This is a genomic window from Salmonella sp. SAL04213, from assembly GCF_046550535.1.
Classification (GTDB): domain Bacteria; phylum Pseudomonadota; class Gammaproteobacteria; order Enterobacterales; family Enterobacteriaceae; genus Salmonella; species Salmonella enterica.
Map to the genome: position 1 here is coordinate 336,574 of NZ_JBGDXS010000004.1, position 23,718 is coordinate 360,291.

Genomic DNA, 23,718 nt, shown 5'->3' on the forward strand with positions numbered 1-23,718 from the left:
AAGCGGGTCGCCCTTGTATCTGTTTGAAAGCCTGAATCAACTGATTCAAACCTACCTGCCGGAAGACCAGATTAAGCGTCTTCGGCAGGCGTATCTCGTTGCACGTGACGCTCACGAGGGCCAGACACGTTCAAGCGGTGAACCCTATATCACGCACCCGGTAGCGGTGGCCTGTATTCTGGCCGAGATGAAACTCGACTACGAAACGCTGATGGCCGCTCTGCTGCATGACGTGATTGAAGATACCCCCGCCACCTATCAGGACATGGAACAGCTTTTCGGTAAAAGCGTTGCCGAGCTGGTAGAGGGGGTGTCGAAACTTGATAAGCTCAAGTTCCGCGATAAGAAAGAGGCGCAGGCCGAAAACTTTCGCAAAATGATTATGGCGATGGTGCAGGATATCCGCGTCATTCTCATTAAGCTTGCTGACCGTACCCATAACATGCGCACGCTGGGCTCGTTACGCCCGGATAAACGTCGTCGTATTGCCCGTGAAACGCTGGAAATCTACAGTCCTCTGGCGCACCGTTTAGGTATTCATCACATCAAAACCGAGCTGGAAGAGCTGGGCTTTGAAGCGCTGTATCCCAATCGTTACCGCGTCATTAAAGAAGTGGTAAAAGCGGCGCGCGGCAACCGTAAAGAGATGATCCAAAAAATCCTCTCTGAAATCGAAGGACGTTTGCAAGAGGCGGGAATTCCGTGTCGCGTTAGCGGTCGCGAAAAACATCTTTACTCGATCTACTGCAAAATGGTGCTCAAAGAGCAGCGTTTTCACTCGATCATGGACATTTACGCTTTCCGCGTCATCGTTCATGACTCCGATACCTGCTATCGCGTACTCGGCCAGATGCACAGTCTCTATAAGCCGCGTCCGGGACGGGTGAAAGACTATATTGCCATTCCCAAAGCGAACGGCTATCAGTCTTTGCACACCTCAATGATCGGCCCGCACGGCGTTCCTGTTGAAGTCCAGATCCGTACCGAAGATATGGATCAGATGGCGGAAATGGGGGTCGCGGCGCACTGGGCGTATAAAGAACACGGTGAGACCAGCACCACGGCGCAGATCCGCGCCCAGCGCTGGATGCAGAGCCTGCTGGAGCTACAACAGAGCGCCGGTAGTTCGTTTGAATTTATCGAAAGCGTAAAATCCGATCTCTTCCCGGATGAGATTTACGTTTTCACCCCGGAAGGACGCATTGTCGAACTGCCCGCTGGCGCTACGCCGGTGGACTTCGCCTACGCCGTGCATACCGATATCGGCCACGCCTGCGTCGGCGCGCGTGTCGACCGGCAGCCTTATCCGCTGTCGCAGCCGCTTAGCAGCGGTCAGACCGTCGAAATTATTACCGCGCCGGGCGCGCGTCCCAACGCCGCCTGGCTGAACTTTGTCGTCAGCTCTAAAGCGCGCGCTAAAATTCGTCAGTTGCTGAAAAACCTCAAACGTGATGACTCCGTAAGCCTGGGCCGTCGTCTGCTTAACCATGCTTTAGGCGGCAGTCGTAAGCTGGCGGAAATTCCGCAGGAAAATATTCAGCGCGAACTGGATCGAATGAAGCTGGCAACGCTTGACGATCTGCTGGCGGAGATCGGTCTCGGCAACGCGATGAGCGTAGTGGTCGCGAAAAATCTGCAGCAAGGCGAAGCCGTGGTGCCGACCGTTGCGCAATCGAATCACGGCCACCTGCCGATTAAAGGCGCGGATGGCGTGCTTATCACCTTTGCGAAGTGTTGTCGTCCGATCCCAGGCGACCCGATCATCGCTCACGTAAGCCCAGGTAAAGGACTGGTGATCCACCACGAATCCTGCCGTAATATCCGTGGATACCAGAAAGAGCCAGAGAAATTTATGGCGGTCGAATGGGACAAAGAGACGGAGCAGGAATTCATTACCGAAATCAAGGTGGAAATGTTTAACCATCAGGGCGCGCTGGCTAACCTGACGGCGGCGATTAATACCACCACCTCCAATATTCAAAGCCTGAATACTGAAGAGAAAGATGGTCGCGTCTATAGTACCTTTATTCGCCTTACCGCACGCGATCGCGTACATCTGGCGAATATCATGCGCAAAATCCGCGTGATGCCAGACGTTATTAAAGTCACCCGTAACCGAAACTAGCGCTATGAATCCAAAACGTTATGCGCGTATATGCGAAATGCTCGCCAGGCGTCAGCCTGATCTCACGGTCTGCATGGAGCAAGTCCACAAACCTCATAACGTTTCTGCAATCATTCGTACCGCAGATGCCGTTGGCGTCCATGAAGTCCATGCCATCTGGCCTGGTAGCCGGATGCGCACCATGGCTTCCGCGGCGGCGGGCAGCAACAGTTGGGTACAGGTGAAAACTCACCGTACCATTGGCGATGCGGTAGCCCATTTGAAAGGTCGGGGAATGCAGATTCTGGCAACCCATCTTTCTGATAAGGCCGTAGACTTTCGCGAGATTGATTACACGCGCCCGACCTGTATTCTGATGGGTCAGGAGAAAACCGGTATTACGCAGGAAGCATTAGACCTGGCGGATCGGGATATCATCATTCCGATGATCGGTATGGTACAGTCGCTGAACGTTTCCGTCGCCTCCGCGCTCATTCTTTATGAAGCCCAGCGCCAGCGTCAGAACGCGGGCATGTATCTGCGTGAAAATAGCATGTTGCCGGAAGATGAACAGCAGCGCCTGCTGTTTGAGGGTGGTTATCCGGTGCTGGCGAAAGTCGCTAAACGTAAAGGTCTGCCTTATCCTCGCGTCAATCAGCAGGGCGAAATCGACGCCGATGCTGACTGGTGGGCGACGATGCAGGCGGCAGGGTAATCACCATGTCAGGCCGCTTGTTAGACGCTGTTCCGCTCAATTCCCTGACAGGCGTCGGCGCAGCGCAAAGCAGTAAACTGGCGAAAATTGGCCTGCATACCGTGCAGGACCTCCTGCTCCACCTCCCTCTGCGTTACGAAGACCGTACCCATCTCTACCCTATTGGCGAACTGCTGCCTGGCATCTACGCCACCGTTGAAGGTGAAGTGCTGAACTGCAATATCACTTTCGGCGGTCGTCGGATGATGACCTGCCAGATTAGCGACGGTTCCGGCATTCTTACCATGCGCTTTTTCAATTTTAACGCGGCGATGAAAAACAGCCTGGCGACGGGGCGACGTGTGCTGGCCTACGGGGAAGCGAAGCGCGGCAAGTATGGCGCAGAGATGATCCATCCGGAATATCGCCTGCAGGGCGATCTCAGCACGCCGGAACTTCAGGAAACGCTCACCCCCGTCTATCCGACCACCGAGGGCGTGAAGCAAGCGACACTGCGCAAGCTTACCGATCAGGCTCTGGAGTTGCTCGACACCTGCGCCATTGCCGAACTACTGCCGCCGGAACTGGCGCAGGGTATGATGAGCCTGCCGGAGGCGCTACGTACCTTGCATCGCCCGCCGCCGACGCTCCAGCTCGCCGATTTAGAAACCGGCAAACACCCAGCGCAGCGGCGGCTTATTCTTGAAGAGCTACTGGCGCATAATCTCAGTATGCTGGCGCTTCGCGCAGGCGCGCAGCGTTATCACGCTCAGCCGCTAAGTACCAACAACATATTGAAAGACAAGCTGCTGGCGTCGTTGCCGTTTAAACCCACCAGCGCGCAGGCGCGGGTGGTAGCAGAGATCGAACGTGATATGGCGCTCGATGTGCCGATGATGCGTCTGGTTCAGGGCGACGTCGGCTCAGGGAAAACGCTGGTTGCGGCGCTTGCCGCCTTGCGCGCTATTGCCCACGGTAAGCAGGTGGCGCTGATGGCGCCGACCGAATTGCTGGCTGAACAGCACGCAAATAATTTCCGCAACTGGTTCGAACCGTTGGGCGTTGAAGTGGGTTGGCTGGCCGGTAAGCAAAAAGGTAAAGCGCGTCAGGCGCAGCAAGAGGCTATTGCCAGCGGTCAGGTGCAGATGATTGTCGGCACCCACGCTATCTTTCAGGAACAGGTGCAGTTTAACGGGCTGGCGCTGGTGATCATCGACGAACAGCACCGCTTTGGCGTCCACCAGCGTCTGGCGCTGTGGGAAAAAGGCCAGCAGCAGGGCTTTCACCCACATCAGTTGATTATGACCGCAACGCCCATTCCGCGCACCCTGGCGATGACTGCCTACGCCGATCTCGATACCTCGGTGATTGACGAGCTCCCGCCGGGCCGTACCCCTGTCACTACCGTTGCTATTCCGGATACCCGTCGCCATGAAATCATTGATCGTGTGCGCAACGCCTGCACAACCGAAGGCCGTCAGGCCTACTGGGTCTGTACGCTGATTGAAGAGTCTGACCTGCTGGAAGCGCAGGCGGCGGAAGCCACCTGGGAGGAGCTCAAGCTGGCGCTGCCGGAGTTGAATATTGGCCTGGTACACGGCCGCATGAAGCCCGCCGAAAAACAGGCGGTGATGCAGGCCTTTAAGCAGGGTGAACTGCATCTGCTGGTCGCCACTACGGTGATTGAGGTGGGGGTCGATGTTCCTAACGCCAGCCTGATGATTATTGAAAACCCGGAGCGACTGGGCCTGGCGCAGTTACACCAGCTCAGAGGGCGCGTTGGCCGTGGCGCGGTCGCGTCGCACTGCGTGCTGCTCTATAAATCGCCGTTGTCGAAAACGGCGCAGAAGCGTTTACAGGTATTGCGCGACAGCAACGACGGCTTTGTGATTGCACAAAAAGATTTAGAGATTCGCGGCCCGGGGGAATTACTGGGCACGCGCCAGACGGGTAACGCCGAATTTAAAGTAGCTGATTTGCTGCGCGATCAAGCCATGATTCCCGAAGTTCAGCGTATTGCCCGTCATATTCACGAACGTTATCCGCAGCAGGCACAAGCGCTGATTGAGCGCTGGATGCCGGAAACCGAACGTTATTCCAACGCCTAATCCTATTCGCCGCGCGACAGAGCCGACAGAAGATCCTCAATCTGGATAGCGATAACGTCCTGGGCTGCCAGGGCATCGCGCGAGATACGCGTTGCCATCGCACTCTCCGGCTCGTCCCGCAGCATTTCCGCCGCCTTCTGCACCCCGTCGAGGATCATCTCCGACGTTAACTGCCGGGTTAAAAACGCCAGATTATTTTCCAACCACGGTTCTTCCGTCGCACCTAATGGCGGTTGCCACTGCCACGAGCCTTCTGGCCAAAGCGGGTTAACCTCTACCGGATAAATTAAATGTGCGGTGTACTGCAACGCGCATACCGCTTTACCCGGCGTATCCAGTAACCACCACTGATTCCAGAGCGAACGGATAAACGGCGCAATGCCGCCGAGAGCATTGAAGGTATCCAGCCAGGTCAGCGGAGAGTTGAAACCGCGCTCGTGATTGATTCGCACCAGCATGGTCTCCAGCAAAAAATGCCGTACCTGCTGACGCTGAGCGGCATCCATCATTTCCCGCCAGAGATAAGGCCGCCGTAACGCGCGCAGGAAAGACTCCTCGAAGTGATCGCCATAGCCATGGGTTAACAGCGTTTCGCGCCAACAGGCAAGGCACAGCGGAAACAGATAACGAAACAATTCCGGCTGCATCGGCTCGTGGTAAACCAGATTCAGCACATAATAAACGCTCAGATGCCAATCGGTAATCTGCCGCCAGTCCGTCGCCGCCAGCGCCTGCAACTCAGCATCGGCATAGTCAAACTCCGCTTCCCACACGTTAAGAACCGGCGGCTCATCGCCAAAAATATGACGGCAGCGTTCACGCAGGGTTTCAGGTTGACGGCAACGTTTTTTCATCTTTATCCGGCAAACATTGGCAGCATCAGGTACAGCTTGATCACCAACGCATTGACGATATCGATAAAGAACGCGCCGACCATCGGCACCACCAGGAACGCCATATGCGAGGGGCCAAAACGGTCGGTAATCGCCTGCATATTAGCAATGGCGGTCGGCGTTGCGCCAAGGCCAAAACCACAGTGACCCGCCGCCAGCACCGCCGCATCGTAGTTTTTCCCCATCATGCGCCAGGTGACGAAGATCGCGTACAGCGCCATGAAGATGGTTTGTACCACCAGAATCGCCAGCATCGGCAGCGCCAGTGACGCCAGTTCCCACAGCTTCAGGCTCATCAGCGCCATTGCCAGGAACAGTGACAAACTCACGTTCCCCAGTACCGAAACAGCACGCTCAAATACGCGATAAAAACCCACCAGCGCCAGGCCATTGCTGAGGATCACCCCAACAAATAGCACACAAACGAAGACCGGCAGTTCAAGCACCGTTCCCGCCAGTAGCTGCGCTACGATTTTGCCCACGGTCAGACAGATAGCAATCAGGGCGATGGTTTCGATTAGCACCAGAGAGGTGATCATACGGCCCACATCCGGCTTTTCAAAGGCTGTCGGCACGGCCTGATCGTCAGGCATTCCATCCGGCGTGGTGGAGTGTTTCACCAGATAACGCGCTACCGGACCGCCAATCAACCCGCCCAGCACCAGGCCAAAGGTTGCACATGCCATCGCAACTTCGGTGGCATTGGCAAAACCATAACGTTCGACAAACAGTTTACTCCACGCCGCGCCGGTACCGTGTCCGCCGGACAGCGTAATTGACCCGGCAATCAGCCCCATTAACGGGTCCAGCCCCAACAGACTCGCCATGCCGATACCGATGGCATTCTGCATCAGCAGTAATCCGACCACGACGACCAGGAAGACGCCAACAACGCGTCCCCCCTTGCGCAGGCTGGCAAGGTTAGCGTTAAGGCCGATCGTCGCGAAAAACGCCAGCATCAACGGATCGCGCAGGGTCATATCAAAGTTGACCTCCCAACCGACGCTTTTTTTCAGTACCAGCAGAGCAACCGCGACCAGTAACCCCCCTGCCACCGGCTCCGGAATCGTATATTTCTTCAGTAAGGAGACAGACTGGACCAGCTTGCGACCCAGTAGCAGCACCAGCGTGGCGGCGACAAGGGTCGATAAGGTATCGAGTTCAAACATTTAAAGCTCCTGTAGTGCGCTGTGACACGTGCGCACAAATCATTTCCTGAGTCAGTTTTTTAGCTCTTTGCGAGTCTTCGGCATGGATTTTAAGCAGAAAAAGGCAAAAAGTTATATAAAAAGGTGCATTTATCTTTTTTAAATATTAAGAATATTCGCTCGCAATCGTTTGCTTTTACCACCTGGTCAGATAAAATCACCGCTTTTCCACCACGAGAATGTCCCTGATGTCCGTTAACGCCATCGAGCCGGCAGATGCGCAACCGGTTGCGCAGACGCAAAACAGCGAATTAATTTACCGTCTTGAAGATCGCCCGCCGCTCCCTCAAACCCTTTTTGCCGCTTGTCAGCATCTGCTGGCTATGTTTGTCGCGGTAATCACGCCAGCGCTGTTAATCTGCCAGGCGTTGGGTTTACCGGCGCAGGATACGCAGCACATTATCAGCATGTCGCTGTTCGCCTCCGGCGTAGCCTCTATTATTCAAATCAAAGCGTGGGGGCCGGTAGGATCGGGGCTGTTATCCATCCAGGGAACCAGTTTTAACTTTGTCGCCCCGCTGATTATGGGCGGTACCGCGCTGAAAACCGGCGGCGCGGATGTCCCGACGATGATGGCGGCGCTGTTCGGCACGCTGATGCTGGCAAGCTGCACCGAGATGGTGCTTTCTCGCATTCTACATCTGGCGCGCCGGATTATCACGCCGTTAGTCTCCGGCGTCGTGGTGATGATTATTGGCCTGTCGCTGATTCAGGTGGGGCTAACTTCCATCGGCGGCGGCTATGCCGCCATGAGCGACAACACCTTTGGCGCACCGAAAAACCTGCTGCTGGCCGGCGTCGTCCTGGCCATTATTATCCTGCTGAATCGGCAGCGTAATCCCTACCTGCGCGTGGCTTCTTTGGTTATTGCCATGGCGGCAGGCTATCTTTTGGCCTGGTTTATGGGCATGTTGCCTGAGAATAACGCGCCGGTCTCACAGGACATCCTGATGGTGCCGACCCCACTGTATTATGGTCTGGGCATTGACTGGAACCTGTTACTGCCGTTGATGCTGGTCTTTATGATTACGTCGCTGGAGACCATCGGCGACATCACCGCCACCTCTGATGTCTCCGAGCAGCCGGTATCCGGCCCCTTGTACATGAAACGGCTAAAGGGCGGCGTACTGGCTAACGGCCTGAACTCATTTGTTTCAGCGGTATTTAATACGTTCCCGAACTCCTGTTTCGGTCAGAACAACGGCGTCATTCAGTTGACCGGCGTCGCCAGTCGCTATGTGGGATTTGTCGTCGCGCTGATGCTGATTGTGCTCGGCCTGTTCCCGGCGGTAAGCGGTTTTGTGCAGCATATCCCGGAACCGGTGCTCGGCGGCGCCACGTTAGTGATGTTCGGCACCATTGCCGCCTCCGGGGTGCGTATTGTCTCGCGTGAGCCGCTGAACCGCCGCGCGATTCTGATTATCGCCCTGTCGCTGGCCGTGGGTCTTGGCGTTTCGCAACAGCCGCAGATCCTGCAGTTCGCGCCGGAATGGGTGAAAAATCTGCTCTCATCCGGAATTGCCGCTGGCGGCATCACGGCTATCGTGTTGAACCTGATTCTCCCGCCGGAAAAACCGTAAAAACCCTGCGGCGGCGACACGATTCGCCGCTGCTGTAACGCTCTTTCACCATTCCTGTCTTGAGGATTGCACGCAAATCGTGCATAAATCCCCTATGTGCATTTCACGGGATGGAAGACCATGAAATTGATTGGGAGGTTGCTTCTCTACGTGCTGATCGCCTGTTTAGTGGTGATTTTCGGCTTTTATTTTCTGCTGCAAACGCGCTGGGGCGCAGATCATGTCAGCAACTGGGTATCAGAGAACAGCGGTTATCACCTCACATTCGACGTGATGGATCATCGTTTTTCCGCCCCATCCCATCTTTTACTGGAGAATGTGACCTTTGGTCGTGATGGTCAGCCTGCAACCCTGGTCGCGAAAACCGTAGATATCGGTCTGAGCATTCGCCAGTTAACCGCGCCGCTGCATGTCGACACGATTCTGTTACAGGACGGCACGCTGAATATTTCAGTGCAAACCGCCCCTTTCCCGTTTGAGGCCGACCGCCTGCAACTTCGCAATATGGCGCTCAATAGTCCCGGCAGCGAATGGCGGTTGAGCGCCCAGCGCGTTAACGGCGGCGTTATGCCCTGGCGCCCCGAAGCCGGTCGGGTATTAGGCAATAAAGCCCAGATCCAACTGAGCGCCGGTTCGCTAACGTTAAACGACGTTCCCGCCACTAATGTGCTTATTGAAGGCAGTATCGACCATAATCAGGTGATGTTAAACACCGTCGGCGCCGATATGGCGCGCGGAGCGTTAACCGGCGTCGCCCGACGTAACGCTGATGGTAGTTGGGTCGTTGAAAATCTGCGGCTGAATGATATTCGGTTACAAAGCGATAAATCCCTGAGCGAGTTTTTCGCGCCGCTTACTACGGTTCCATCTTTGCAGATTGGTCGTCTTGAAGTGACGGACTCCAGCCTGCAAGGACCAGACTGGGCAGTCACCGATCTTGACCTGAGTTTGCGCAATCTGACTCTGCGCAAAGAAGACTGGCAAAGTCAGGAAGGTAAATTATCGATGAACGCCAGCGAGTTTATTTACGGCTCGCTGCACTTGCTCGATCCAATCCTGAACGCCGAATTTTCACCACAGGGCGTTGCGCTACGCCAGTTCACTACCCGCTGGGAAGGCGGTATGGTCAGAACTTCCGGCGCCTGGTTACGCGAAGGCAAAGCGCTTATTCTGGACGATACCGCTATCGCCGGGCTGGAGTATACGCTGCCGGAAAACTGGAAACAGTTATGGATGAAGCCGTTGCCCGACTGGCTGAACAGCCTGACGCTGAAAAAATTCAGCGCCAGCCGCAATCTGGTGATCGATATCGACCCGGCCTTCCCGTGGCAAATCACCGCCCTGGACGGCTACGGCGCAAACCTGGAGCTGGTACAACATCATCAATGGGGCGTCTGGAGCGGCAATGCGACCCTCAACGCCGCGGCGGCAACCTTTAACCGTGTGGACGTGCGCCGCCCGTCGCTGTCGTTGACGGCTAATGCCAGCACGGTCAACATCAGCGATCTGAGCGCGTTTACTGGAAAAGGGATACTGGAAGCCACTGCCAGCGTATCGCAACTGCCGCAGCGTCAGACGCAAATCAGCCTGAACGGACGCGGCGTACCAATGGATGTGCTACAGCAGTGGGGCTGGCCGGCATTACCGATTGCTGGCGATGGCAATATTCAGCTCACGGCCAGCGGCAATATTCAGGCCGATGCGCCGTTGAAACCGACGGTAAACGGGCAATTACACGCGGTCAACGCACAAAAGCAGCAGATAACACAGACGATGCAAGCGGGCGTGGTGTCCGGCGGTGAAGTTACGTCAACGGAGCCAACGCTGTAATTGAGGGCTTGCCCGGTGGCGATGGCGCTTACCGGGCTTACGGTTCTTGCTCATTTGTAGGCCGGATAAGCGCAGCTCACGGCGCCATCCGACGATTCAGATTTAAAGCGTAATCACCACTTCATTTCCCTGCGGGGTGACCACTACGCCCAGTTCACTTCCCGCATATGAGCCGCATTTGGTACCGCTAATCTGCGTAATATTACGCAGACACAGCGTCCAGTTGCGCGCCTTGCCTTCGCCGCTCACCGTAATAGTATTGCCTGTGCGTTTCGCCTGCAGCGTAAAGATTGTCGAACCATCCGTAGCAGGGACTTCGCAGACCGCTTCGCAGCCGTCATCCAGATGGAATAACTGGAAGGCCGTACCCTCATGCCAGGCGTAATCGGGCTTCTGGCTATTGTTGCCCAGCGCCAGTAGTGTATTGTCACGCACGTACACTGGCAGACTCAGGAAGTCATGCTGCTGTTTATGCCAGCGGCTGCCCTGCACTTCATCGTTGCGCCACAGGTGCGTCCAGCGGCCTTCTGGCAGGTAGAACTCCACGTCGCCCGCTTCACTAAATACCGGCGCTACCATGACCGCATCTCCCAGCATGTACTGGCGATCAAGATAATCACACGCCGGATCGTCCGGGAACTCCAGCATCATCGCCCGCATCATTGGCGTACCGGCTTCGTTGGCGCGCGCCGCTTCCCGATACAGATACGGCATCATCCGGCACTTCTGTTCGGTGAAGAAGCGCACCACGTCACAGGACTCGTCGTCATAGGCCCACGGAACCCGGTAGGATTTGCTACCGTGCAGGCGGCTGTGGCTGGAGAGCAAGCCGAATGCGCACCAACGCTTGTAGACATGCGCCGGCGCGGTATTCTCGAATCCGCCAATATCATGGCTCCAGAAGCCAAACCCTGACAGGCCGATGGACAGCCCGCCGCGCAGGCTTTCCGCCATCGATTCGTAGTTGGCGTAGCAGTCGCCGCCCCAGTGCACCGGGAACTGTTGCGCGCCCACCGAGGCGGAACGGGCGAACAGCACAGCCTCTTCAACGCCGACGGTCTCTTTCAACACGTTCCACACCAGTTCGTTGTAGATGTAGGCATAATGGTTGTGCATTTTCTGTGGATCAGAACCATCAAACCACCGCACATCCGTTGGAATGCGTTCGCCGAAGTCAGTTTTGAAGCAGTCCACTCCCATCTCCACCAGGCCCTTCAGCTTGTCGGCATACCATTCGCAGGCTTGCGGGTTGGTGAAGTCGTAAATCGCCAGTCCCGGCTGCCATTTATCCCACTGCCACAAGGAGCCGTCCGGGCGTTTTAGCAAATATCCTTTCTCTTTCAGCTCCTGGAAGACCGGGGATTTCTGGCCGATGTAGGGGTTAATCCACACGCAGACTTTCAGCCCTTTCGCTTTCAGGCGGCGAATCATCCCTTTCGGATCGGGGAAAGTCACCGGGTCCCATTCAAAATCGCACCACTGGAAGGCCTTCATCCAGAAACAGTCGAAGTGGAAGACGTGCAGCGGCAGATTGCGCTCGGCCATACCGTCGATAAAACTGTTAACGGTCGCTTCGTCGTAGTTAGTGGTGAATGAGGTGGTCAGCCACAGGCCAAACGACCAGGCAGGCGGCAGCGCCGGACGACCCGTAAATTGGGTATAGCGGTTCAGCACGTCTTTCGGGGTCGGGCCGTCGATGACGAAGTATTCCAGATACTCGCTCTCGACGCTGAACTGAACTTTGGAGACTTTCTCGGAGCCAATTTCAAACGACACGCACTGCGGATGGTTTACCAGCACACCGTAGCCACGGTTGGTGATATAGAACGGGATATTCTTGTACGATTGCTCGGTGCTGGTGCCGCCGTCGCGGTTCCAGGTCTCCACCGTCTGACCGTTGCGCACCAGTGCGGTAAAACGCTCGCCAAGCCCGTAGACGGTTTCGCCCACGCCGAGATCCAGACGCTCGAACATGTAGTTGCGCCCGCTGTTGGTGTCCTGCACATAGCCGTTATTTTTCAACTGGCTACCGGTGATACGTACACCGTTGCGCAGAAAATCTAGAGACCAGAGCTCGCCTTTGGTGACGCGCACGCTCAGGCTGCCGCTCTTGAGTTCGGCAAATTCGGCGTTGTTCCGCATCTCCACGTTGATATCTTGCAAGACATTGAGCGGATAATGTGGGCCGTTATCCAAAGCGCCCTGGAAGTGTTCCATCCGTACACCTATCACTCCTTCCTGCGGCGAGAAAAAGCGTAGGGTAAACAACGGGGTATCCAGTTGCCAGGTTCGTTCGCGGACATCGCGCGGCGCGGCATAGATCACCATCTCATTCCCGTGCTGTTCAACGTCGAACACCTGAACCGGGTGAATCAAATTAAGGCCAGGCTGGATCAGCCAGTTTCCGTCGCTAATTTTCATAGTCTGTTCCTTTAGTTTTGCAATTCTTTATGGGTAAATTCTTGTTCGTTGCGGTGTGCGCCCTGCGCCAGTTGTTCCAGAATGGTTTTCAGGAACGGGCTTTTCAGGGTGTAATAGCGTTTAGCGATCGCGGCGCTCAGCAGATAACAGATGGCCGGGACGATAGTGAACAGAGCGATGATGATGCTGATCGTGGCGCTGTTTTGCGTTTTCGCCGCCGCGTCGTAACCGCCGCCTGCCAGCATCCAGCCAATCAGCGCCCCGCCGAGGGCAAGACCCAGTTTCAGCACAAACAACGTGCCGGCAAAACTGATCCCCGTCAGGCGTTTGCCGTTACACCATTCGCCGTAGTCGACGGTGTCAGACATCATCACCCACTGGATAGGCGTGACTAACTGGTGCAATACGCCAATCACAAAGATAAAGACGAACATAGCGATCGTGGCGTGCATCGGTACGAAGAACATCGCCACGCTGATTACTGCGAGTAAAGCATTGGTCCACCAGAAAACGCTCACTTTGCATTTCCAGTCGGTCAACGGTTTTGCCAGCGCCGAGCCAATCAGGTTGCCGACGCAATAGGTGGTGAGGAAGGCGACAAACACGCCCGGTTTGCCCAATATCCAGGTGACGTAATACATCATCGCCCCGCCGCGCACGCATACCGCCAGAATATTCAGGATGGTGAGCATGCCGACTATGCGCCACTGGTCGTTGTGCCAGATATCACGCAGGTCTTCACGCATGGAGGTATGGGTGGCAGGCGCTTCAACGCGCTCTTTGGTGGTAAAGAAACAGAACGCCAGCATCAGGAACGCCACCACCGAGAGCGCCGCGATACCCCCCTGGAAGCCCAGCGCCTTATTCTCGCCGCCAATCAGTTTCACCAGAGGCATCATCAGTACGGTAGAAAGCATTCCGCCCGCCGTTGCCAGCACAAAGCGCCAGGATTGCAGGGAGATACGCTGCGTTGGGTCATTGGTTATTACACCCCCCAACGCGCAGTAAGGGATGTTGACCACAGTATACAGAAGGGTGAGCAACGTGTAGGTGATGGCGGCATAAATCATTTTGCCGTTCAGACTGAGATCCGGCGTGCTATAAGCCAGCACACAAACGATACCAAACGGCAACGCGCCAAACAGCACCCAGGGTCGGAATTTGCCCCAGCGAGAGCGGGTGCGGTCGGCCAGCAGGCCCATGCAAGGGTCGGAGATGGCATCAAGCGCACGCGCCAGTAAAAACATGGTGCCAACAAAACCAGCGGGAATGCCGAAAATATCGGTATAGAAGAACATCATATATAACATGACGTTATCAAAGATGATGTGGCTCGCGGCATCGCCCATACCATAGCCAATCTTCTCCTTAACGGAGAGAATCTCACTTTTCATTACGCATCCTTAACGCTTACAACGCTCACTGATACCGGTTACAGTTTTTGTAAACCTTCCCTGCGAGCGTGAATATTCCGTTATTTGGTTATCAAATTACGATTCTTGTTTTCTGTGATCAGGGTAGCGCCAAAAAGTGTGATGAAATGTAACTAATGGATTTTATGGGGGTTTATATGAAACCGATCATGGCAGAAGGAAAGGGAAGTTAAAAAAGCACGGGAGGGGATGTGGAAACGTCAGGAAGTAGCTATAATGCGCGCGCCTCCATGTAGCAATCGAGGCGCGGAAGATCGTCGTCTCCGGTGAGGCGGCTGGACTTCAAATCCAGTTGGGGCCGCCAGCGGTCCCGGGCAGGTTCGACTCCTGTGATCTTCCGCCAATTAGCCTCTTCTGACCTCAATAAAATGAATCGCCACGCGCCCGTGGACTTCGGTATCCGACCTGAGCCTTTATCTCCACACGTTGCATCAACCACCAGACTTTGTTTACACCGCATTGTTCCCGATATCCAGCAGATCGAGACAGATCTTGCGATAACCATAAACACAGCCCGATTCCAGCCAGAACTGCCTGTATGCCCCGTCAGATTCAGGTCAACATGATGCCGTCGTGAATGTGGCGGCTTTATCCAGGCGTAAAGACTATGGATAGTAATATCAAGACGTGTTGCGACGCTGGAAACAGAATGGCCGCGCTCAATAATCTGTTTTACCGCTTTAATTTTAAACGCTTCGGGATAACATTTACCGCTCATGGGCTCTTCTCTTTAAGTCATCTTAAATGACTCAGCGATGTCTGTTAAACCTGTGGCGATTCATTCCTCCGTTTTATCCAGACGAAATTATCCTGATAATGTGCTGTAGCGGCTGAATGACTTAATATCACATCAACCTAAACACTGAATAGTTTCTCAGTTACCTGATTTTTCATTGTTATCTATTAGATACTGCAAGCATTTTATCTTTATACCCTTTCTCTCCCATACGTCCTGTTTATTCTTAACCCCCCCATTATTATATTTCAGTAGTAATATATCCGTATACATTCTTATACCAGGTACTCATATTACTGCCAGTTAGTTTAATTTTTTGTACGTATCCCACATAATCGTGCTATTCACATTTAGAGATCACGTCATCGATCTGCTGACGAAGGAATCTCTATGCATAAAGCCCGTCTCACTGAGCATCAGAACATCACCATAATTAAGTTGGTCGAAGCTGGACGAGCGGTTAAAGATATCTGCCAGGAGGCGGATATTTGTGAAGTGACTGACAACATCTATGGACATTAGGTTTGACCACATCCTGTTTCTCACTAATGTGCTCCGGGAAAGAGTTTTCATCAGATGAGCAATTGAAAAAAGAAGCCAGAAGCTGAAGTTGCTTCGACCGATAAGTCTGTCGGTTGCTCAGACTGTCACGATCAGAATTAAGTCAGATCAACTTATTGGCAAGGTATGACTCCCAGCGTTAAGTTACAAGATTTTCTCATGGCATTAGCATTACACCTCCTTAAAGTTTACATGCGTCTCTATAAAAGAGTCTTAAATTTGTATATAAGAAGTTGATGAGAGCACAAATGTCACCATTAAGTCATTGAATAACAATGCAATAAAAGAAAAAATCTTAAATTAGCTTTTAATAATAAGAATTCATTACAGGTTTACAGGAATTACTTTTATATTTCATCACATCACCCCGATAGTGACGAGGACAGCAGACAGATGGTATTGAGAACCGTTATTTATCACCCTCATGATTTAGCAAATAGTGCTGTTTTAAGATTTTTTATGATACTGGAGATACTGTATAAAAATCTCAATGGGTGAAATACAAATCCGAAATGATGTATTACGACTGTCGGATCTGTCATGGTTCCTTAAAGCTGTATTTTAGGTCTTTCCAGGAGTTTATGACACTGACAATAATTCGCGACTTTTGACAGCCGTAGCACGGTATATTATCTGGATTGACACATTTATTTACCAATGAAATATTAATAGAAACATCGACGGGAGTCGTTCAGGATGATGAGAAAGCCTTCACAAATTGTCCATTGCATTAGTTGCGATTTATCCTGTCAATTATTCCCTGACAGCGCAGTACGGGTGCAATACTGTCATAATGCGGCATTTTCCATCTGGCCAGATGGTAATGCTTTCCTGAAAAAAGGGTTTATTGAAAAGTTATTGCTTGATAGACACAACCATTTATCCAGCGGTTTTATCTTTGTTGATTTTTCTTTCCCGAATCTTCGACGATTTACCGATTTACAATGGGCTGACAGTCTGGCAAACAGTGGTATGCATATTGTCCTGATTTCTGACAGAAGTTTAACTCCGCTGGCCAATTACTGGATTTTGAAAAGCAATAAAATACAAGGAATTATTTATTCCGATGACGATGATATTGTGCAACAGCAAAAGATGCACCGCTTGTTTACCGGTCGGCTTGCCAACAGTAAACGTGGACGAACGCTTAACTATACGGAATTTATATTACTGAAGCGCTTTGTATCAGGAATAAGTATTCAGCAGATTGTAAATATTGACAATATTGATATTAAGAAACTTTATGTGCATAAGCTGCGGCTTGAAAATAAGCTAGGGCATAGCATTCATAAAATAATATCAAATATTTTATAGATCCGTTTCCATTTTTATTATTTCCATATTATTGCGATGTGGAAGACGCTTTACGCCATAATGCAGGAGGCAGAATGCCAACTCCCCAAAATTACTCATTCATCGCCATAGCGGTATCAGCAGCGTTAGCCTCTATGGTATTTCCCTCCCAGGCGGCCTGGGTTGACGTTGATGGTCTGCCATCCAGTGGGCTGGTCAGCCAGTTGCCGCCGGAATTACAGGCCATTATTCCCGCTCAGGCCAGTACCGGTTTCACCAAAGTCGGTACCATGCCCAACTACGTTTATCAGTGGAACACCGGTACCATCCCGGTTTATGGCAATGGCCTCACGCTTAATGGGCCGGGCGCGGAGGCGTTTGAACACACTGTCACGGTTATTCAAAACAGCGGGACGGGAAGTCCGGGCGTGATTTTTGGCAACGACCTGACCATTCGGACGCAGTCGGCGAATGCCGCGAATAATGGTAGAGACGTCGATGGCATCCGTACTCACGGCGCGAATACTCCGGATAACCCGGTGTTTATTATTACCGGTGACCGCACCCGCATCTACGTGGATGGTCAGGATGGTGACGGTATTAACGCCGGATATAACTCACTGGGCCAGGGTTGGACCGGATCGGCCAATATTTACGTCGGCGACGATCTGTATATCAAAACTACCGGTAGCCAAGGACGTGGAATTACAGCCAACGCCATGAGGGATGCGTCACGTGCCAAAAATACGATTGTCGTCGGCAATCGTGCACATATTGTTACTACCGGCGACAGTTCGGAGGGGCTGCGTACCGGACAAAGCGGTTCGTTGATTCGTCTGGGTGACGATGCAACCATCGAAACCTCCGGCGCATCCTCTACGGGGATTTACGCAGCATCCTCCTCCAGAACCGAGCTTGGCAACAACGCTACTATTACGGTGAACGGTGCCAGCGCACACGCGGTATATGCAACTAACGCTACCGTTAATTTGGGAGAGAATGCCGCTATTAGCGTTAACAGCGCCAGTAAGGCTGCATCCTATAGTAAAGCCCCTGCCGGTTTATACGCCCTCTCCCGAGGCGCCATTAATCTGGCAGGCGGTGCGGCTATTACTATGGCGGGCGATAACAGTAGCGAAAGTTACGCCATCAGCACGGAGACTGGCGGCATTGTTGACGGTTCTTCAGGAGGACGTTTCGTCATCGACGGTGATATTCGTGCTGCTGGTGCCACCGCTGCCAGCGGTACGCTACCGCGGCAGAACAGTACGATTAAGCTCAATATGACGGACAACTCGCGGTGGGACGGGGCATCATACATCACCAGCGCTACGGCGGGCACAGGCGTTATCTCTGTACAAATGAGCGATGCGACCTGGAATATGACCAGCAGCTCAACGCTCACTGACCTGACGCTGAATAGTGGCGCAACCATTAACTTCAGCCATGAAGATGGCGAGCCATGGCAAACGCTCACCATCAATGAAGATTATGTAGGCAACGGCGGTAAGCTGGTCTTTAATACTGTGCTCAACGATGATGATTCCGAAACGGACAGTCTGCAGGTTCTCGGCAATACTTCAGGTAACACATTTGTTGCAGTAAATAATATTGGAGGAGCCGGGGCGCAAACCATTGAAGGTATTGAAATTGTTAACGTTGCTGGCAATTCCAACGGTACTTTCGAAAAAGCAAGCCGTATTGTTGCCGGAGCCTATGACTACAACGTGGTGCAGAAAGGTAAAAACTGGTATCTGACCAGCTACATTGAGCCGGACGAACCGATTATTCCTGATCCAGTAGACCCTGTTATCCCTGACCCTGTCATTCCCGATCCGGTAGACCCTGATCCAGTAGACCCGGTTATCCCTGACCCTGTTATTCCCGATCCGGTGGACCCTGAGCCAGTAGACCCGGTCATCCCTGATCCGGTCATTCCTGACATAGGGCAATCTGACACACCGCCGATAACAGAACATCAGTTCCGTCCGGAAGTGGGCAGCTACCTTGCCAACAACTATGCGGCAAATACGCTGTTCATGACGCGTCTCCATGACCGTCTGGGTGAAACCCAGTACACCGACATGCTGACGGGTGAGAAGAAGGTCACCAGCCTGTGGATGCGTAACGTCGGCGCCCATACTCGCTTCAACGATGGCAGCGGGCAGCTAAAAACCCGCATCAACAGCTATGTGTTACAACTGGGAGGCGATCTGGCACAGTGGAGCACTGACGGTCTTGACCGTTGGCATATTGGTGCAATGGCAGGTTATGCCAACAGCCAGAACCGCACGCAGTCGTCCGTGAGTGACTATCATTCCCGTGGTCAAGTCACCGGTTACAGCGTCGGCCTTTACGGCACCTGGTATGCTAACAATATCGATCGGTCTGGGGCTTATGTGGATACCTGGATGCTGTACAACTGGTTTGATAACAAGGTGATGGGTCAGGATCAGGCCGCTGAGAAATATAAATCCAAAGGGATTACCGCCTCGGTTGAAGCCGGTTACAGCTTCAGGTTAGGTGAAAGCGCGCATCAAAGCTACTGGTTGCAGCCCAAAGCGCAGGTGGTATGGATGGGCGTGCAGGCTAACGACCATCGCGAAGCCAATGGTACTCTCGTGAAGGATGATACCGCCGGTAATCTGCTAACCCGCATGGGCGTAAAAGCCTATATTAACGGCCACAACGCTATTGATGACGATAAATCTCGAGAGTTCCAGCCGTTCGTGGAGGCGAACTGGATCCATAATACGCAGCCTGCCAGCGTGAAGATGGACGATGTCAGCAGCGATATGCGTGGTACGAAAAATATTGGTGAAGTGAAAGTGGGTATTGAAGGACAAATTACCCCGCGCCTGAACGTATGGGGTAACGTGGCGCAACAGGTAGGTGACCAGGGCTATAGTAATACCCAAGGCCTACTGGGGGTTAAATACAGTTTTTGATTCAGGTAACAACAGAGCCGCTGATCTTCAGCGGCTTTTACCCGGAAGCGCTTTCATTTGGCTGATACGTTCCATGAACGGCTCCCAAAACAGCTTAATGTGTACAGAAAAATATCGGGCGTTTCCCGATGGTGAACATAAAGCCACGATGGCCCTGAGTCAGGATGGTGTAACTGATGCTTTTCCCTGGATAGACATAAAAATCGGGTAAAACCGTCTCGATAACCGCATCGGACAGTGTTTCGTCACGCGTGACTTTGTTGATATCCGTCGATATAAAATGGGTGCTGTCTTTATTTTCACTCCATACATAGGAAACATCACGGCGGATCACGCCGCTCATTTTATTATCGACGTAATACGTTCCGCTGATGGAAACCACCCCAGTGCGTTTTTTCAGCGAATACATAAAATCCAGCGTCAGGTTAGCCTGAGTGTTGTTATAAAACACAATCACAGGCGCCGTACATTTCTCTGGATCCCGGTTCTTTTCCGTATACAAATGAAAAAGATGTCCAAGCCCTACTCCCAGAAACAGTAGCGTCAGGCAGGCTAACATCAGTGCCTTTTTACCCATGTGTCACCCCGCGGAAAAAAAGCGTCACGCAGCCTGTATCACCGCGCGTTTTATAAGGTTGCTGACAAATCAATGCCGTAACCGCTGGGGTGCGACTGCTGGAAGGGAAATAGACCCATGGGTATTTCTGACAATCCATACCGGTTTTTAGAATCATTGACTTATAGCTTGCAAAGCGGCTACCGCTTTCGATATCTTCATTCCGCGAGAAAAAATGACAGCCCTGAGTTGTTTCAACCAGCGTGTAGCGATCGTAAAAATCCTTATCGGGAACGGTTTGCCAGCTGATAGTGCCAAGCAAAATACCGACAGCAAATGTCCCGGTCATCCAAAGTACAGGTACATAATGTTTAAACCAACGCCCTGACGTACGCGGCGGCGTCTCACCCTTTTTTTCTATTGTCTGAGCGAAGTCTTTGCGAATGGTCATGAGGCTCACGCCAGGCTCAATCTGAAAGCCTCTACGCGGAACCGTGATTATCAGCGTATCTTCATTTTCGCCAACGGTACGTAATCCGCGGCGAATAATGGAGATATTCTGATAAAGCGTATTTGCCGACACCACCATGCCGTCTTCTTCCCACACTTTTTGAAAGAATGTTTGTTGTGAGACGACGGAGGGGGCGTTTTCCAGCAGAAGGCGCAAGCAGCGGCTGGCGGGCGTTGTCAGAATAATGTTGAGATCTGGCCTCGATAATGACGCCAGGCGATTCATTTCTGGATTAAATTCAATATTATCGTTAATTATCCATAACATCGCATTGTTACCATGCCAAAACATAACGTAGTTGGAGAGGGTTAATAGACACCACTGAGTATAGTCTGATGCTGTGGCTGCGTAGCAGGACATGGATTGTCCCCTGCACATACCGATCATATAGAAGAGCGAGAGGCATAAGACATTAACAGGTAAGCGTAGACACCGCTTTTCTCATTATAGCAGACTCAGGAGTGAAAGTACGTTTGGTTTTCTTGTTCGTTAAGTCTCCTGTTTTGTATTGAGGTGAGAATATCACCTTTAATCAAGTGGCCAAATTTACTGTGCCACTACGCTTTAATATCTTATAGATAAATCATGAGAAAATATATCCTGACAATCTATATCATATGAAAGACAGGGTTTTATTGAACGTGTTCTCTATAATGGCTTGTAATATCCAAAAAAGCGGCACTCGTTATGTAGGGATAATTTCCAATTTATTAAGAGTTACAGTAGCCATACTTAATAACAACACGCTTCCCACTTAATATTTAAGCTGTGCTTTATGTTATTTAAATATAAATAAGTTAACTCTTAATTGATATATTTCAAACTTATACTAAATAAGTTTAAAACTATCTATCAGAAACAATTTGTAGGGATATAGCCTGTTTTTTCAATCAATAATCCTCTCCGACATGTAAAATAGAAACATTTATTCATAATATGAATATTGTTGTGATAACAGATTCGCGTGAAAGTAAATCGACTGAAGGTGATGCCGATGAATATTCCTTCAGAAAGAACTCAATAAGGTAATCCAGAATCGGCAACGGATTACTGTCATCAGCTTAAAAACGGAAATCGCCCCGGCGATTAATGACTTTAACACTGATAGTGATTATCAGTGAAAGGCAACAACAAGGAATGAATTATGTCTACACCCGCGAATTTTAACGGTCAACGCCCTGCCATTGATGCTAACGACGCAGTAATGCTGCTGATTGACCACCAAAGTGGCTTGTTTCAGACCGTCGGCGACATGCCGATGCCGGAATTACGCGCGCGCGCCGCGGCGCTGGCTAAGATCGCTACCTTATGCAATATGCCGGTCATTACTACCGCATCCGTACCACAGGGACCGAATGGTCCGCTGATTCCGGAAATCCATGCGAATGCGCCCCACGCGCAATATGTCGCGCGTAAAGGGGAAATTAATGCCTGGGATAATGCCGATTTTGTACAAGCGGTAAAAGCGACAGGCCGTAAAACGCTGATCGTCGCCGGTACTATTACCAGTGTCTGCATGGCTTTTCCAGCCATCAGCGCCGTCGCGGAAGGGTACAAGGTATTTGCGGTAATTGATGCCTCCGGTACGTACAGTAAAATGGCGCAGGAAATTACGATGGCCCGCGTGGTGCAGGCGGGCGTAGTACCAATGGATACCGCGGCGGTAGCCTCTGAGCTGCAACGTACCTGGAATCGGGAAGATGCCGCAGAATGGGCGGATGTATATACCAAAATATTCCCGGCCTATCAGCTACTGATTGAAAGTTATACCAAAGCGCAGGAAGTAGTAAAAAATAATGAACTGCTGGATTCTCAACGCGCATAAATAACGCCCTGAAGCGGCTAAATAGCCCCATTTAATGGGGCTATTTTACTTGCCATTTTGGACCTGGGCAGTGCTCGCCAAAACGCGTTAGCGTTTTGAACGCCGCTTGCGGCGGCCCGAAGGGCGAGCGTAGCGAGTCAAACCTCACGTACTACGTGTACGCTCCGGTTTTTGCGCGCTGTCCGTGTCCAAACTGGCTGCGCCAATAACGCCTGGTGGGATAGGCTCTTAATCAAATACGCCATTAATAATCGCCGTGACCACCGCGGTACTGAGCGCGATCAGCACCAGATTATCCCCAACGATTTTCCACTCATAGCCCGGATAATAAGGTAATTGTCCCAGCATAGACGCCGGCACCGTTTTTTTAGCGATTCCCGGCGGCAGCGGTTTTCCTCTCGCCAGATTTTTCGCAATCCCCGGAGGTAAAGACTGATAACCCGTCAGCCCTAAATTCACTGCCAGTTGCCTGGCGACAGCGTAGCTAATGTCCGACTCGACGTGATCCGGTTTACCGCCATTTTTACGGTGTTCCGTTTTTTGCCCGGCATTTCCTTTATGTCCGTTACCGTTATTACCCTGATTAGCCGCGTTATTACCATGTCCGCCGCCATTGCCATTTCCCGGATTCGCCAGCACAGGCGTAGCGCTCAGGGAAAACGTAATCAACGTCGCCAGGACGGCGGTTAAACCACGACGATTATTCATGATATTGCCCTTCTGATGTGGGATACCATGAAAATAGCGCCCCTCCATAAAAAGAACAACTACATCGATTCTTATTTTAAGCGGGGCTCGCCAACAGCAGCTTATCGTATCCAGATAGTCAGTAAAATCAGGATGATTGCTATCAGGACAACCTGATAAAAAATTTTATCCAACCCTCTTTTTTGCATGGCGTCACCTCGTTAGAAAACGATTTGCCAGAGGGCTAAACACAACACCAACAGGCTAATCAGTAAAAATATCAGCGCGATGATTTTATCGGGTGAGCGATTCATCTGGGCGATCCTCAAA

The 23,718-nt window shown here is 52.1% G+C and carries 17 protein-coding genes, 1 tRNA gene and 1 pseudogene; 9 read left to right on the forward strand and 10 right to left on the reverse strand.

What is annotated here, in order from left to right; translation table 11 throughout:
* Nucleotides 1-13 precede the first annotated feature (13 nt).
* The 3 genes from spoT to recG are packed head-to-tail and all read left to right on the forward strand — an operon-like array spanning nt 14 to nt 4,906.
* Entirely contained in the window at nt 14-2,125 is a 2,112-nt protein-coding gene (spoT, locus tag ACLJPQ_RS13380) for a bifunctional GTP diphosphokinase/guanosine-3',5'-bis pyrophosphate 3'-pyrophosphohydrolase (protein ID WP_000280481.1), read from the forward strand.
* Between the two features lie 4 nt (nt 2,126-2,129).
* On the forward strand, nt 2,130-2,819 hold the full coding sequence (gene trmH / locus ACLJPQ_RS13385) for a tRNA (guanosine(18)-2'-O)-methyltransferase TrmH (protein WP_001068436.1): 690 nt from the start codon (nt 2,130-2,132) through the stop codon (nt 2,817-2,819).
* A 5-nt stretch (nt 2,820-2,824) separates the two neighbouring features.
* Nucleotides 2,825-4,906 (forward strand): ATP-dependent DNA helicase RecG, encoded by a 2,082-nt coding sequence (gene recG, locus ACLJPQ_RS13390; RefSeq protein WP_000016748.1) that lies wholly within the window; start codon nt 2,825-2,827, stop codon nt 4,904-4,906.
* 2 nt (nt 4,907-4,908) lie between these two features.
* Here the strand turns inward: recG and ACLJPQ_RS13395 are convergent, their stop codons facing one another.
* Both ACLJPQ_RS13395 and gltS read right to left on the reverse strand, forming a co-directional pair.
* On the reverse strand, nt 4,909-5,760 hold the full coding sequence (locus tag ACLJPQ_RS13395; RefSeq protein ID WP_000745470.1) for a hypothetical protein: 852 nt from the start codon (nt 5,758-5,760) through the stop codon (nt 4,909-4,911).
* Between the two features lie 2 nt (nt 5,761-5,762).
* Nucleotides 5,763-6,968, reverse strand: coding sequence for a sodium/glutamate symporter (gene gltS, locus ACLJPQ_RS13400; protein ID WP_000462251.1), 1,206 nt, complete (start codon nt 6,966-6,968; stop codon nt 5,763-5,765).
* A 227-nt stretch (nt 6,969-7,195) separates the two neighbouring features.
* On the opposite strand from gltS, the gene xanP reads away from it, so the two are divergent.
* Together xanP and ACLJPQ_RS13410 are read left to right on the forward strand one after the other, a co-directional pair.
* Nucleotides 7,196-8,587, forward strand: coding sequence for a xanthine/proton symporter XanP (gene xanP, locus ACLJPQ_RS13405; RefSeq protein WP_000115428.1), 1,392 nt, complete (start codon nt 7,196-7,198; stop codon nt 8,585-8,587).
* 120 nt (nt 8,588-8,707) lie between these two features.
* Nucleotides 8,708-10,417: an AsmA family protein gene (locus tag ACLJPQ_RS13410; protein WP_023181612.1), complete on the forward strand. Its 1,710-nt coding sequence runs from the start codon at nt 8,708-8,710 to the stop codon at nt 10,415-10,417.
* A gap of 102 nt (nt 10,418-10,519) precedes the next feature.
* Here the strand turns inward: ACLJPQ_RS13410 and yicI are convergent, their stop codons facing one another.
* Both yicI and ACLJPQ_RS13420 read right to left on the reverse strand, forming a co-directional pair.
* Nucleotides 10,520-12,838 (reverse strand): alpha-xylosidase, encoded by a 2,319-nt coding sequence (gene yicI / locus ACLJPQ_RS13415; RefSeq protein WP_080184950.1) that lies wholly within the window; start codon nt 12,836-12,838, stop codon nt 10,520-10,522.
* Between the two features lie 11 nt (nt 12,839-12,849).
* A complete protein-coding gene (locus ACLJPQ_RS13420) occupies nt 12,850-14,232 on the reverse strand; it encodes a glycoside-pentoside-hexuronide family transporter (RefSeq protein ID WP_000834263.1) in 1,383 nt (460 codons plus the stop codon).
* Nucleotides 14,233-14,519: 287 nt separating this feature from the next.
* On the opposite strand from ACLJPQ_RS13420, the gene ACLJPQ_RS13425 reads away from it, so the two are divergent.
* Nucleotides 14,520-14,614: transfer RNA gene (locus ACLJPQ_RS13425), tRNA-Sec, on the forward strand.
* A 35-nt stretch (nt 14,615-14,649) separates the two neighbouring features.
* Here ACLJPQ_RS13425 and ACLJPQ_RS13430 read toward each other — a convergent pair.
* Nucleotides 14,650-14,989, reverse strand: a pseudogene (locus ACLJPQ_RS13430) (transposase); the annotation flags it as partial.
* Nucleotides 14,990-16,264: 1,275 nt separating this feature from the next.
* On the opposite strand from ACLJPQ_RS13430, the gene ACLJPQ_RS13435 reads away from it, so the two are divergent.
* Both ACLJPQ_RS13435 and misL read left to right on the forward strand, forming a co-directional pair.
* On the forward strand, nt 16,265-16,882 hold the full coding sequence (locus ACLJPQ_RS13435; RefSeq protein ID WP_000984812.1) for a helix-turn-helix transcriptional regulator: 618 nt from the start codon (nt 16,265-16,267) through the stop codon (nt 16,880-16,882).
* A gap of 74 nt (nt 16,883-16,956) precedes the next feature.
* Nucleotides 16,957-19,809, forward strand: a complete 2,853-nt coding sequence (gene misL / locus ACLJPQ_RS13440; RefSeq protein ID WP_080184949.1) for an intestinal colonization autotransporter adhesin MisL — start codon at nt 16,957-16,959, stop codon at nt 19,807-19,809.
* Nucleotides 19,810-19,903: 94 nt separating this feature from the next.
* Here the strand turns inward: misL and ACLJPQ_RS13445 are convergent, their stop codons facing one another.
* Complete coding sequence (locus ACLJPQ_RS13445) at nt 19,904-20,368, reverse strand: hypothetical protein (RefSeq protein WP_001521985.1); 465 nt, start codon at nt 20,366-20,368, stop codon at nt 19,904-19,906.
* A gap of 10 nt (nt 20,369-20,378) precedes the next feature.
* A complete protein-coding gene (locus tag ACLJPQ_RS13450) occupies nt 20,379-21,236 on the reverse strand; it encodes a transcriptional regulator (protein ID WP_001278066.1) in 858 nt (285 codons plus the stop codon).
* Between the two features lie 784 nt (nt 21,237-22,020).
* Between ACLJPQ_RS13450 and ACLJPQ_RS13455 the strand changes: the two genes are divergently transcribed.
* Nucleotides 22,021-22,701, forward strand: coding sequence for an isochorismatase family protein (locus ACLJPQ_RS13455; RefSeq protein ID WP_000106464.1), 681 nt, complete (start codon nt 22,021-22,023; stop codon nt 22,699-22,701).
* A gap of 228 nt (nt 22,702-22,929) precedes the next feature.
* Here the strand turns inward: ACLJPQ_RS13455 and cigR are convergent, their stop codons facing one another.
* The 3 genes from cigR to mgtR form a co-directional block, all read right to left on the reverse strand.
* Nucleotides 22,930-23,409, reverse strand: coding sequence for an anti-virulence regulatory inner membrane protein CigR (cigR, locus tag ACLJPQ_RS13460; RefSeq protein WP_001065324.1), 480 nt, complete (start codon nt 23,407-23,409; stop codon nt 22,930-22,932).
* Between the two features lie 101 nt (nt 23,410-23,510).
* Nucleotides 23,511-23,597, reverse strand: coding sequence for a magnesium transporter protection protein MgtU (gene mgtU, locus ACLJPQ_RS13465; RefSeq protein ID WP_252515021.1), 87 nt, complete (start codon nt 23,595-23,597; stop codon nt 23,511-23,513).
* A 12-nt stretch (nt 23,598-23,609) separates the two neighbouring features.
* Nucleotides 23,610-23,702: a protein MgtR gene (mgtR, locus tag ACLJPQ_RS13470; RefSeq protein WP_001082117.1), complete on the reverse strand. Its 93-nt coding sequence runs from the start codon at nt 23,700-23,702 to the stop codon at nt 23,610-23,612.
* Between the last annotated feature and the right edge of the window lie 16 nt (nt 23,703-23,718).

Excerpts from the sequence above, each read along its gene's own strand:
- gltS (WP_000462251.1), bottom strand. The coding sequence starts at position 6,968 with ATGTTTGAACTCGATACCTTATCGACCCTTGTCGCCGCCACGCTGGTG.
- recG (WP_000016748.1), top strand. The coding sequence starts at position 2,825 with ATGTCAGGCCGCTTGTTAGACGCTGTTCCGCTCAATTCCCTGACAGGC.
- ACLJPQ_RS13410 (WP_023181612.1), top strand. The coding sequence starts at position 8,708 with ATGAAATTGATTGGGAGGTTGCTTCTCTACGTGCTGATCGCCTGTTTA.
- xanP (WP_000115428.1), top strand. The coding sequence starts at position 7,196 with ATGTCCGTTAACGCCATCGAGCCGGCAGATGCGCAACCGGTTGCGCAG.
- ACLJPQ_RS13435 (WP_000984812.1), top strand. The coding sequence starts at position 16,265 with ATGATGAGAAAGCCTTCACAAATTGTCCATTGCATTAGTTGCGATTTA.
- mgtU (WP_252515021.1), bottom strand. The coding sequence starts at position 23,597 with ATGCAAAAAAGAGGGTTGGATAAAATTTTTTATCAGGTTGTCCTGATA.
- cigR (WP_001065324.1), bottom strand. The coding sequence starts at position 23,409 with ATGAATAATCGTCGTGGTTTAACCGCCGTCCTGGCGACGTTGATTACG.
- trmH (WP_001068436.1), top strand. The coding sequence starts at position 2,130 with ATGAATCCAAAACGTTATGCGCGTATATGCGAAATGCTCGCCAGGCGT.
- misL (WP_080184949.1), top strand. The coding sequence starts at position 16,957 with ATGCCAACTCCCCAAAATTACTCATTCATCGCCATAGCGGTATCAGCA.
- ACLJPQ_RS13445 (WP_001521985.1), bottom strand. The coding sequence starts at position 20,368 with ATGTTAGCCTGCCTGACGCTACTGTTTCTGGGAGTAGGGCTTGGACAT.
- ACLJPQ_RS13450 (WP_001278066.1), bottom strand. The coding sequence starts at position 21,236 with ATGTCCTGCTACGCAGCCACAGCATCAGACTATACTCAGTGGTGTCTA.
- yicI (WP_080184950.1), bottom strand. The coding sequence starts at position 12,838 with ATGAAAATTAGCGACGGAAACTGGCTGATCCAGCCTGGCCTTAATTTG.
- ACLJPQ_RS13455 (WP_000106464.1), top strand. The coding sequence starts at position 22,021 with ATGTCTACACCCGCGAATTTTAACGGTCAACGCCCTGCCATTGATGCT.
- ACLJPQ_RS13395 (WP_000745470.1), bottom strand. The coding sequence starts at position 5,760 with ATGAAAAAACGTTGCCGTCAACCTGAAACCCTGCGTGAACGCTGCCGT.
- mgtR (WP_001082117.1), bottom strand. The coding sequence starts at position 23,702 with ATGAATCGCTCACCCGATAAAATCATCGCGCTGATATTTTTACTGATT.
- ACLJPQ_RS13420 (WP_000834263.1), bottom strand. The coding sequence starts at position 14,232 with ATGAAAAGTGAGATTCTCTCCGTTAAGGAGAAGATTGGCTATGGTATG.